At 43.0% G+C, this 10,617-nt stretch carries 12 protein-coding genes; 6 read left to right on the top strand and 6 right to left on the bottom strand.

From position 1 onward, the window contains the following. The coding region (locus tag AC1DSE_RS22090) for a DUF1963 domain-containing protein (protein ID WP_477528189.1) at window positions 1–1,036 on the bottom strand (1,036 nt) is incomplete at its 3' end. A gap of 137 nt (window positions 1,037–1,173) precedes the next feature. Here AC1DSE_RS22090 and AC1DSE_RS22095 point away from each other — a divergent pair. Then, window positions 1,174–1,527 (top strand): VOC family protein, encoded by a 354-nt coding sequence (locus AC1DSE_RS22095; RefSeq protein WP_441885544.1) that lies wholly within the window; start codon window positions 1,174–1,176, stop codon window positions 1,525–1,527. A 130-nt stretch (window positions 1,528–1,657) separates the two neighbouring features. On the opposite strand, the gene AC1DSE_RS22100 is transcribed toward AC1DSE_RS22095, so the two are convergent. Beyond that, complete coding sequence (locus tag AC1DSE_RS22100; protein WP_477509977.1) at window positions 1,658–2,260, bottom strand: TetR/AcrR family transcriptional regulator; 603 nt, start codon at window positions 2,258–2,260, stop codon at window positions 1,658–1,660. A 338-nt stretch (window positions 2,261–2,598) separates the two neighbouring features. Between AC1DSE_RS22100 and AC1DSE_RS22105 the strand changes: the two genes are divergently transcribed. From AC1DSE_RS22105 to AC1DSE_RS22120, 4 genes are all read left to right on the top strand, one after another. Next, on the top strand, window positions 2,599–3,816 hold the full coding sequence (locus AC1DSE_RS22105; protein ID WP_477528190.1) for an MFS transporter: 1,218 nt from the start codon (window positions 2,599–2,601) through the stop codon (window positions 3,814–3,816). Between the two features lie 31 nt (window positions 3,817–3,847). Next, the gene (locus AC1DSE_RS22110) at window positions 3,848–4,909 is read left to right on the top strand and encodes an LLM class flavin-dependent oxidoreductase (protein WP_477509978.1); all 1,062 of its coding nucleotides are present in this window, start codon (window positions 3,848–3,850) and stop codon (window positions 4,907–4,909) included. A gap of 146 nt (window positions 4,910–5,055) precedes the next feature. Beyond that, window positions 5,056–5,619 carry an adenylyl-sulfate kinase gene (gene cysC, locus AC1DSE_RS22115; RefSeq protein ID WP_441885536.1) on the top strand — a complete coding sequence of 188 codons (564 nt, stop codon included), beginning with the start codon at window positions 5,056–5,058 and terminating at the stop codon, window positions 5,617–5,619. A gap of 21 nt (window positions 5,620–5,640) precedes the next feature. Next, complete coding sequence (locus AC1DSE_RS22120; protein WP_441885534.1) at window positions 5,641–6,363, top strand: Stf0 family sulfotransferase; 723 nt, start codon at window positions 5,641–5,643, stop codon at window positions 6,361–6,363. Between the two features lie 157 nt (window positions 6,364–6,520). Here AC1DSE_RS22120 and AC1DSE_RS22125 read toward each other — a convergent pair whose 3' ends face one another. Continuing rightward, window positions 6,521–7,294: a DeoR/GlpR family DNA-binding transcription regulator gene (locus AC1DSE_RS22125; RefSeq protein WP_477509980.1), complete on the bottom strand. Its 774-nt coding sequence runs from the start codon at window positions 7,292–7,294 to the stop codon at window positions 6,521–6,523. Window positions 7,295–7,668: 374 nt separating this feature from the next. Between AC1DSE_RS22125 and AC1DSE_RS22130 the strand changes: the two genes are divergently transcribed. Further along, window positions 7,669–8,022, top strand: coding sequence for a hypothetical protein (locus tag AC1DSE_RS22130; protein ID WP_076270337.1), 354 nt, complete (start codon window positions 7,669–7,671; stop codon window positions 8,020–8,022). Between the two features lie 142 nt (window positions 8,023–8,164). Here the strand turns inward: AC1DSE_RS22130 and AC1DSE_RS22135 are convergent, their stop codons facing one another. The 3 genes from AC1DSE_RS22135 to AC1DSE_RS22145 form a co-directional block, all read right to left on the bottom strand. Continuing rightward, window positions 8,165–9,367: an MFS transporter gene (locus AC1DSE_RS22135; RefSeq protein WP_477509981.1), complete on the bottom strand. Its 1,203-nt coding sequence runs from the start codon at window positions 9,365–9,367 to the stop codon at window positions 8,165–8,167. Between the two features lie 21 nt (window positions 9,368–9,388). Further along, window positions 9,389–9,841 (bottom strand): GNAT family N-acetyltransferase, encoded by a 453-nt coding sequence (locus AC1DSE_RS22140; RefSeq protein WP_477509982.1) that lies wholly within the window; start codon window positions 9,839–9,841, stop codon window positions 9,389–9,391. Window positions 9,842–9,944: 103 nt separating this feature from the next. After that, window positions 9,945–10,499 (bottom strand): TetR/AcrR family transcriptional regulator, encoded by a 555-nt coding sequence (locus AC1DSE_RS22145; protein WP_477510049.1) that lies wholly within the window; start codon window positions 10,497–10,499, stop codon window positions 9,945–9,947. Window positions 10,500–10,617: the final 118 nt, after the last annotated feature.

A 10,617-nucleotide genomic window follows, 5' to 3' on the forward strand; every position in this document is an offset into this window, starting at 1 on the left:
GGTCTACCATGTGTAGCAAATGGACGGGCTCTGTATCCTCATAAATCTCTCGAGAAAAATGCTTCGGCAGCTGATTATAGGAACTCCAGCTCAAATGACCCTGATAATCAATTTCCATGAACTGCACACCATAATAAGCAGCGCACCGCATACATGCAGCCAATCGCAAACGTTCACCTTCAAGATTCAGAAATTGCAGAACCGGGTCGAGGAGATTGCAATCAAATAGTACTTCTATTGGGCCGTCGCACCATGGGCAGGTATGATTACTGTCCTTAAGCGCAAGCACTGCTATATTTTCAGTAAATTGATCTTCAGCCTTAAATGCATAGCGAACCGAATGGAATAATGTTATCTTGTTTCCCTCATCATCCAGCTCCCAACCGCCTTCATGAGTATAGCTTTCAGGGGATACATAAAGTTCGCTAGCCCAGTGTGGAGTTGATTTTGCCCAGCTATCAAACTGACGCACGATCTCTTCATCTCCGATCCAAGCAAGGGCTGACAGTAGATGGTTGCGATTCTCCTTATCGTGATGAATCCGTTCCATGATTTTGTTTCTAATGGAAGGCAGAGCATCTTTGAAAAGAATCCCTGGATAAAAACATTCTTTTTGTACTAACGCATCCAATCCAAGATGGATGGTTGCCTGAGCAAAGCAAACGAGCGATAACAAAATCTCTTCGGCCTGATCAAGCTCCCCCTCTTCAATAAGTTGTACAGCATACGCCTCCATTTGAGCGACTTCCTTTGGAGTGAGGTTATGATAAAGTTCCTGTTCGCTTTTTGTGTAGGAGAGAAGGACCTCTAGCGGATCATGTTTTTTAGGTGTATGCATGATTTTAAGAATTTCAACGGGTTCGGTAACATCTTTATAAGGATCGAAGAATCTACGATTGCGGGCAATATAGTCTTCCTTTTCCAATCGAAGCTTTTTTTGTTGGCAGGGCATACATATTCCGCCTGTCTTGGCTGCGGTAGCTGGTAAAATAGTTGCTACGCAGCCTTCTGTTTGGCATGGCAGACGTTCCGTCATTAGCTCACCTCTAGAAAAATGAAATTTTGCTTTCTGTCTTTATTATCCCTGTCATTGAAAAGGTTGTCACTAGCATTTAACCGAATTATTACGGGAAGAAGCATTAGTAATTATCGAATGATGATGGGAGGATTAAGATGCGGGTCAAACGGATCGTCACGAATATTGAAGCGCAGGATATTACCGCTGCAAAACGCTTTTACGAGGATGTACTCGGTCTTGAGTTATTAATGGATCATGGTTGGATTAGAACTTACGGTTCGAGCGAAGAGATGAGCATACAAATTAGTTTTGCCACACAAGGGGGATCTGACACGCCTGTGCCTGATATGTCAATCGAAGTCGATGATCTCCAAGCTGCTTTTGATGGCATGAAAAAAGCTGGGTTTCCAATCGAATATGGCATTGCAGTGGAGCCCTGGGGTGTTCGGCGCTTCTATGTACGCGACCCATTTGGTAAGCTTATCAACATTCTTTCTCATGAGCATTGAGGCAAGGTAAAATTTATTGTTTACAGCATGAGATAAAAGAATGAACGGATAAAGCCCGCCGACCAACAGGTCAGTGGGCTTTATTTTTATGTGGTGCATAGATGGCAATAACATTCATTCTTCTACTGAATTACTGACCGTGAACGGGTGCTTCTTTAAGCTGTGCAAGTATGATTTCTATCGTATTATCAATAAATGATTTTTCGGGACGTGCTTTCAATATTACCGTTAGCCCAATTAACGATACGATTAGCGACTGCGATAAAGCTTTCACGTTTACTGGAATTTCGAGTTCACCCGATTGTATGCCCCGTTCAATGGTCTCTAGAAATATGACGGACAGGTACATTTGATGTTCTCTTGTGAGAATTTCGAATTTTTCATCATGCGGTGCAAGCTCGACTATCGTATTGATGCTAAAGCATCCACGGTTGCGATTTTCTCCGTATTCCTCAGCAACAACCCCTTCAAAATAATGGCGAAAGGCTTCCTTAACAGAGGAATAGCTCTGGAGCTTGGTTCGAACGAGAGCAGCGCGCGACATCGTATATTTGCGCAGTGCAGCTTCGAATAATTCTTTTTTGTCACCAAAAGCTGAGTATAGGCTAGGTCGTTGAATACCCATTCTGGAAGTTAAATCGCTAAGTGAGGTAGCCTCATAGCCCTTCTCCCAAAACAGCTGCATAGCTGCATCCAATGCTTTTTCTTCGTCAAATTCGCGGGTTCTTCCCATAGTCAAAACCTCTCGGTACTCTTTATTTTCTAGTGTTTAATCAAATACAATAGTCAATCGTCTATATTTACATACCAATTGGTATAGTATTATTTTATAATTTGCGATTGGCAATGTCAAATGAAAGATCCGTTAATCACAATATAAACTTGGTTTTTAACCTAAAACCATGTGCAAACATTTTTACGTTGACAGAGATCGTTTTTATGCGCTATATTTACCGAGCGATATAACATACCGATCGGTACAAAAAATCTAGTTTTTAAAATGAATGAAGAAAAGGTGTGTTTGAAATGGAGGAGCTTAGAGAAAAAGCAGCAGTCTATAACAAGGTAAAGATGAATTCATCACAGGGAACAAATAACGATCGCGATTCGGTTCAGGGTTCCTCGATGTCTCGCTATGTCACACTGTTGTTTGCGGTTGCCTGCGGGATGTCTGTTGCGAATATCTATTTCGCACAACCGCTGCTCGATCATCTGTCGATGGCGTTTGGCATTGACTATTCAACCATTGGCATTCTGATTACGATCACCCAAATTTTTTATGGATTGGGATTGTTATTGTTGGTACCGCTTGGAGATTTACTGAACCAGCGCCGACTCATTATCGGTCAGATGTTATTTTCCGTGATCGCTCTAGTTATCGTTGGGTTTGCCTCCTCCAGCCTGATGCTTTTCGCAGGTATGGCCTTGGTGGGACTGCTTGCTGTTGTAGCCCAGACGCTTGTAGCATTTGCAACTAGCATAGCTACCCCTGCCGAAAGAGGACGTGTCGTTGGCGTGGTAACAAGTGGAATTGTCATTGGCATCCTTCTTGCACGAACGATTGCAGGAGTATTAACAGATATAGCGGGTTGGCGTTCCGTATATTTATTTTCTGCAGCATTGATGCTTCTTATGGTTTTTGCATTATTTAAAGTTTTGCCAGATGCAAAGCGAGAAGTGAAATCACTGTCTTATCCTCAGCTGCTTAAGTCGGTGTTTATGTTGTTCGYACAAGTGAGGATCCTACGTATCCGAGCAGTTCTGGCTATGCTGATTTTTACGGCTTTTAGTATATTGTGGACTTCATTAGTGCTGCCCCTTAGCGCACCGCCATGGTCACTTTCTCACACCGCCATAGGGGCGTTTGGCCTCGTGGGAGCTGTTGGAGCGTTAGCTGCTGCAAGGGCGGGAAAGCTTGCCGATCAAGGTTATGGACAGAAAACGACGGGCATAGCTTTGATTCTATTGCTCCTATCATGGTTGTTAATCAGCTATACAGATCAGTCGCTATTCGCCTTGGTTATTGGCATTGTTCTTCTTGATTTGGCTGTGCAGGCTGTACATGTCACGAATCAAAGCATGATTTTCGCATTACATGCGGAGGCTCGCAGCCGGCTTGCAGCGGGATACATGGTTTTTTACTCCATAGGAAGTGCCGTTGGTTCGATCTCATCGACTCTAACCTATGCCCATTACGGCTGGGACGGAGTATGTTTGCTTGGAGCATCGGTTAGTACACTCGCTCTTCTGTTTTGGGCAATGACGAGGCGTACTGCCCCTTCCGCATGAAAATAAATAATATAAACAGGAGAGATTGACCATGGAAATAGGAATAACTTCGTTTGTAGAAACAAAGCCGGATATTCAAACGGGTGCAGTAATAAGTCATGCGCAGCGATTGCGTGAGGTTGTCGAGGAAATTGTCCTTGCCGATCAGGTGGGACTTGATGTATTTGGCGTAGGTGAGCATCATCGGAAGGATTATGCAGCATCTTCACCTGCAGTTGTGCTAGCTGCAGCTGCATCACAAACGAAACGGATTCAGTTAACGAGTGCAGTAACGGTGCTTTCTTCATCTGACCCGGTACGCGTTTTTCAGGATTTTGCAACGCTCGATGGTATTTCAAATGGGCGTGCGGAAATTATGGCTGGTCGGGGTTCCTTTATCGAATCTTTTCCACTGTTTGGCTATGATTTGAATGACTATGACGAGCTGTTCGAGGAACATTTGGAATTGCTCTTAAAAATACGAGGGTCCGAAAAAGTAACCTGGAAAGGCGGGCATCGGCCTGCCATTCATGATTTAGGCGTATATCCTCGGCCTGTTCAAAATTCGTTGCCGATATGGGTAGGCAGCGGAGGCAATCGGGACTCTGCAATCCGTGCTGGACTGCTCGGCCTGCCATTGATGCTGGCGATCATTGGCGGTAGCCCGATGCAATTTGAACCACTGGTACAGCTTTATAAGAAAGCGGCTGCGCATGCCGGCCATGATGATTCGCGCCTTAAAGTGGGGTCTCATTCCATAGGTTTTGTTGCAGAAAATACGGATCTAGCAGCAGATACTTTTTTTCCTTCCACGCAAGCAGGCATGAATAAACTTGGGAAAGAGCGAGGCTGGGCGCATTATGACCGTTCCAGCTTTGATGCCGCGCGCAGCTTTGAAGGAGCACTTTATGTGGGTGATCCGGAAACCGTTGCCCAAAAAATTATTCATCTTCGGAAAAATGTAGGCGTTACGCGTTTTATGATGTACGTGCCTTTAAGTACTATGCCGCATGATCAAGTGATGAGAGCCATTGAGCTGCTAGGAACAGAGGTTGCGCCACGCGTCCGAGAGGAAATTGCCAAGTGGGAAGCGGAGACGGAAAAAGAATCATAATTCAGCTGTAGCTGGTGTAAGCGTTGCTCCCCCACAAACGGCTATAATAAATCATTACCTTGCTCGCATCCATCCCAAATCTCTATACTAAAAACAAACAGATGACATGGTGGGCTTCGGCTCCACATCGAAAGGAGGCTTCGGCTATGCAAAGGACGAGTTGGGAAAAGTGGAATGGTCATAATGGTTCTATTTTCTGGTTAACGGGGTTGTCCGGTTCAGGAAAAACGACGCTTGCTTGCGGGGCGGAGAGTGAGCTGCTGAGGCGGGGGGTCAGATGTGTCATCATTGACGGCGATCGATTACGGCAAGGCTTGAATCGGGATCTTGGGTTTACGGAAGAGGCACGACTGGAAAATATGCGCCGTGCAATGGAGATTGCGGATATGTTTCTAGAGAAAGGTTTTGTTGTCCTTGTACCGATGATTTCCCCTTATGAATCGTACCGAAAGCAGATCAAGCAGCGGTTTGGTCCGGATGATTTTGCTGAAGTGTATGTGAAATGCTCACTGGAGGAATGCGAACAACGTGATCCCAAGGGCTTATATCGCAAAGCGAGAGCAGGAGAAATAAAGGATTTTACGGGCATTGATTCCCCTTACGAGACGCCGATACAACCTAATATGATCATAGACACGGAGAAGTTTGGCGAAGCAGATGCTATAAATGCGCTTGTTGCGTACATCGAATCCCGATTGAACAATATCTAGAATAGAGAGGGTGATATATAAATGAGACCGGAAAAAAGTTATACGATATGGTTTTCACAGCGTACAGGGAGTACCCTGCTGAACGAAGCTCTTTCATCAACTGGCCTAGCAGGAAATCCTGCGGAATGGCTGCTCTTCAATGATCCCAAGACAATGACGGTGGACAAAATGGAGCAGATGTGGCGGGAAGGTACTTCGTCAAATGGTGTTTTTGGCTTGAAAACAAGTATGAATAGCGAATGGATCACTGCATTTCGGAACATCTTTCAATTGCCTGATACGGCGACAAAAGCTAGTGTCTGGCGTGCAGCTTTTCCGAATTGCGATAAACATATCTATATGACGAGAAGAAATAAAGTCCGTTTAGCCGTATCTTGGTGGCGGGCCATCGTATCCGGAGAGTGGCATCGGCAGCATGGCCAAAAACCGCAAGAGCATGATATTGCCGATAAGTATAATTTTGATGCAATCAACCATTTGTTCATCGAAAGCTCGCTTCGGGAAGCGGCGATGGAGGACTTTTTTACAGAAGAAGGGATCGTTCCACTTACGATCGTTTACGAAGATTTTATTCTCGATTATGAAGGAACAGTGCTGAGGGTGCTGGATTTTCTGAACATTCAGTCCGAGTCGGTGAAGGTTGCTCCGCCAGCTTTTGATAAGTTAGCAGAAGATGTGGCAGAGCAGTGGGTGCAGCGTTACCGTCAAGAGCGACAAGCGGGAAACGAAACAAAAGTGTGGTAATTACGATTAATTGATGTCTTAGCTCTTAGTTGAGGCGCAAGCATTCGCGGTTTTCCGCTAACGCTCGGATACAAGCAAACGCGAGCGATCTATGTGATACGTCCCATGTTGATAAATAGCAAGACGGAGCTGCAGCCGCAGCCCCGATTAAGAATGATTAAGATACCTCTGGAATCTGAGCAATTAACACTTTGACACCTTTGTTCTCAATATCCTCAATGGCATTTATGCTGGCTTCACTATCGGTAATTAATAGATCCATATCGGTAATGGGGCCTTCTTTTGCAAAAAAATCGACGCCTAGCTTCTCATGAGGAGCTAGACAAATTCGTTTTCTAGAAATTTCGACCGCCGTTCGTCCTAATGAAGCTACTTCTGGAGAAGAGGTGCTTACCCCGTTTTTGGAAATTCCGCCCCCAGCAGCGAAGCACAGATCTAAAGTGAATTGTCTAAGAAACTGATTAGCGAGTGTATCGGAAATGTTTCCAGAACTTTTCACTTTGCCGCCTATCAAATAAACATCAATTTCTTCACGATCCTTCAACACATCAGCCACTCTGATTGCATTCGTAACCACCGTAAAAGGTACCTCAGGAAGAAACTTTAACATGCCGTAATGGATGCCTGCACTGCCTATAAATACAGTATCTTTTTCTTGTATAAAAGAAGCTGCTAATTTAGATATGGCATCTTGATGCGGTGAAGCCTCTTTATAACGTAGGTCTGGCGGGAGCGGGGCGCTGCGGACTTTAGCAGCTGGTATTGCGCCGCCATGCGTACGTTTGAGCAGCCCTTTCTCCTCCATAATCGATAGATCCCTTCGGATGGAATCAATCGACAATTCAAACATATCCGCTAGTTCCTTGGCGAGTACTCTGCCGTTTTTTTGTAGCAGCTCAATAATCTTGTCACGACGCTCATCGGTAAACAAATCGAATCGCCTCCTCTGGATTTTATAACCAGTTACAATTCCATATTATTCGGTTTTATTCAGTTTTGTCAATCTATTTTGTTCGTGTTAATTCTGTTTTGTTCTGGTTTTGGTTGAGGGGCAGCCATTCCTGTAGTTGGTCCGCACATTTCAGTCGGAGAGGACCGATTGACGTTTGATATATCGCCGATGAATCCTGATAATGTAAAGCTAGTAGGCTGGAAGCATATAAAAGGCCCGCAGAAAGGTTATATTTTAAAAAGATAAGGTAAAATTTGAGCTTTATAGATGACTAACTATACCGATAGAGGTGTACTTGCATAGTTTGAAGTAGACCTATTTCAACATTACTAAGAAAAGGAATGTGATTCGAAGTGGAAAGAAGAAAAAGAGCTCGTATAAGCGCAATTCTTCCTACTGTAGATGAACCATTTAATGACTTTAGTCAACCGGTTGATTCTACTTTTGAGCCTGGTTTTGAAAGAGCAGGGTCTATGTTTAGTCGAATCGGCGGTATTGATGGAATCATGTCCATGATGGGAAGAATGCAGCAGTTGTTTGGCTTCGTTCAACAGATCCCTCCTACTTTCAAAGTAGTTGGTTCATTTTTTGGACCAAAGGCAACCGTCAGCAATCTATCCAGAAAACCAGCAAGAATAAAAAATAAAAAATACGACGCAAAATCACGGACAGCCGCAACTTCGCGTCGCACTACAAAAAACAGATAGAGTAACGTAGAGCAATCCTTTTATTAAAAGCCATAAAAAAGGTTAATCATAGCGATTTAATCTAATCTCCCATCTAACTTGCGAGTTCGCTTTTTCGCGAGAATAGTTGGGTGTTTTCTTTGACTTAATCCCTAGCTCACGGCTAGTGCTTCATTTTGCTCAAATGCTTTGGCTTTAATCTAGCGATGATAGGCAGCGTCAGCAGCAGTACGAAGCTGGAAGTCCCGTACACAAAAATTAAAGAGGTCGCTTCTTTCAGAAACCCTGAGCAAAATGTACCGATTAACATAAATCCGATAAATACAGGAACCATCACACCGTTAACACGACCAACGTATTCATCCTGTACGGATTTGATAAATAGCATATTAAGCAGTACTTGCAGCACGGTATAAAATAAACCGACCAGCAGATGGAATGATGCGGTCAACCAAACGTAAGTGGAAAGCGCCTGAACGAGCACTCCCGTCGCCGTTACAATAATAACAACGGTAAATATTTCCCGAGTTTCAAAACGATTGCCAATAGAAGCAGCTATTAATCCCCCAGCTAACATCCCGACTCCGTATAACATACTGAACCATTGCAAATTCTCTTTCGGCAATTGCAGTCTTTCCGTCAATATAAATACATCAAGTGGTTGAATAAGTCCCCAAGACAGACCATCTATAGCAAACCATACGGCTATAACAACCAATATTCTATTTTGACGGAGGTAGATCATACCCTCTTTAATTTCTTTCAGAACAGAGCTGTTTTCTTTTTTCTCTTCACGGGTCTGTTTAGGAAGAAACGAAAGAAAGGAGGCAGAAAGGGCGAATAGGATCAATAAGCTGTATAAGGATACCTTAAGTCCAAAATTAACGTAAATAGCGGTACCGATGACAGGCCCAACAATCATGAAAATCGAGTTCATGCTTTGCGTTAAACCAACAGCTGCTCCAACATGCTTCGGTTCAACATAACGTTTAATGAGCTTAATGGATGATGGCTGAGAGAACTGTGTAATAATAGTGGATACGAAAGTGGCGATATAAATAGCTGGCCAGAAGCCTAGATCCAAAACGCCAATGATGAGCAAAATAGATACGATACTTAATAAGTCAGCTATAATCATCGTTTTTTTGGGATTCCACCGATCAACGAGCGCCCCGCCTACAAGGGCAACAGCAAAGATAGGAAAATATTCGATAACCGTCAGCATCGACACAGCGACCGGGTCATTATTTGATTTTTCCAATACAAAAAAGAGCAAAGCAATGTTCCGTATCCATGTACCTATATTTTGCAATAAATCAGAAGCGGTAACTAATAAATAAACGCGATTACTAAATAATGTTTTCATATGGCTTCACCTATTATGTTTCTATAAATTTAATTCCATGACCATTCCGACAACCGGCCCGTCTGCATCAATCTCACCGTTTAAGCGGAATCCAAAATGTTCATAAAGCTGTTGAGCACGCGAATTATGTTGATGGAGGCTCAAATAAATGGTTCTGATTTCAAATAATTGCTGAAAATATTCGAGTAGTATAGGAATAAACCGCTTGGCATATCCGTTTCCTTGGAATCGGTAATCAATCATAAAGCGGTCAAGCCACACACTCTTGTTCACGTTGTTTTGCCAGCCGTACATTGCATAGCCGACTAAAGTTTCGCCATCATATAATGCAAGCGAAGTTGCGTTTTTCTCAAATAAACATTCGGCTAAAGAAAAGGCGTTGCTTTCAATAAATGGTTGCTGCTCCTTGGACACCGATAATGCGGCTACAGCGCGCCAGTTTTCTGTTGTTACTTCACAAAAATGAAGACTCATTCTGTTCACTCGCTTTCTTTTGCAGTAAATTCCAATACTCATGAAACTATTTTTGTTTTTATAGTTTTCAAGCTGTTTAAAAAAAGAATAAAAGCGTTGGCTTTTATTCTCCCTTTGCAGTTCTAGGCACTAGTCCAAATAGAATAATATCGACAATGGTGGATAAAGCTTCGGAAAGCGTAATATCATTTTTTTGATAAAAGCGTTGATCGAGTGTTGAGTTTGCTGCGTCGATCATTAGCTTCATAATGACAGATATATTTTTGTTAACTATTATGCCTTCGTGAATGCCTTGTTCAATGACGCTGCGCAATGCATCCCAGTCATCGGTCAGCGCATCATCAATTTTTTTCCATTGCTCTGGATAGTAACGCTTCATTTGCTCCAATATCCGTATATCATATAATTCATAATGTTTTGTTAGAAGGGTTACAATACCTCTGATTTTCTCAATAATCGATAAGCTTGCGTCTTGCGTGATCTGAGCTGTTTTCTCATCGAATTCACCTAAAGTTTGCGCAATGAGTGCTTCCAAAATACTTACTTTAGAAGGGAAATGCTCGTACAATGTCCGTTTGCTAATTCCTAGCCGAGAGGCCAAATCGTCCATTGTAAATTTGATTCCTTTATCATGAATCTCTTCGATAAATGCTTTCATAATTCGATCTATCAAGAACAGACCCCCTGAGAGAGAACTTTTAGATTAGAGAAAACTAAAAAAACTAAAATAGTTTCATGGATCGATTTTACCTGTTTGTCTTTCCATTGTCAATGGC

This window comes from Paenibacillus sp. 01L418, from assembly GCF_056400045.1.

What these genes read in the sequence shown, in the direction of transcription:
- AC1DSE_RS22095 (WP_441885544.1), top strand. Translation starts at nt 1,174, where the DNA reads ATGCGGGTCAAACGGATCGTCACGAATATTGAAGCGCAGGATATTACC.
- cysC (WP_441885536.1), top strand. Translation starts at nt 5,056, where the DNA reads ATGCAAAGGACGAGTTGGGAAAAGTGGAATGGTCATAATGGTTCTATT.
- AC1DSE_RS22100 (WP_477509977.1), bottom strand. Translation starts at nt 2,260, where the DNA reads ATGGGAAGAACCCGCGAATTTGACGAAGAAAAAGCATTGGATGCAGCT.
- AC1DSE_RS22140 (WP_477509982.1), bottom strand. Translation starts at nt 9,841, where the DNA reads ATGAGTCTTCATTTTTGTGAAGTAACAACAGAAAACTGGCGCGCTGTA.
- AC1DSE_RS22135 (WP_477509981.1), bottom strand. Translation starts at nt 9,367, where the DNA reads ATGAAAACATTATTTAGTAATCGCGTTTATTTATTAGTTACCGCTTCT.
- AC1DSE_RS22110 (WP_477509978.1), top strand. Translation starts at nt 3,848, where the DNA reads ATGGAAATAGGAATAACTTCGTTTGTAGAAACAAAGCCGGATATTCAA.
- AC1DSE_RS22120 (WP_441885534.1), top strand. Translation starts at nt 5,641, where the DNA reads ATGAGACCGGAAAAAAGTTATACGATATGGTTTTCACAGCGTACAGGG.
- AC1DSE_RS22145 (WP_477510049.1), bottom strand. Translation starts at nt 10,499, where the DNA reads ATGAAAGCATTTATCGAAGAGATTCATGATAAAGGAATCAAATTTACA.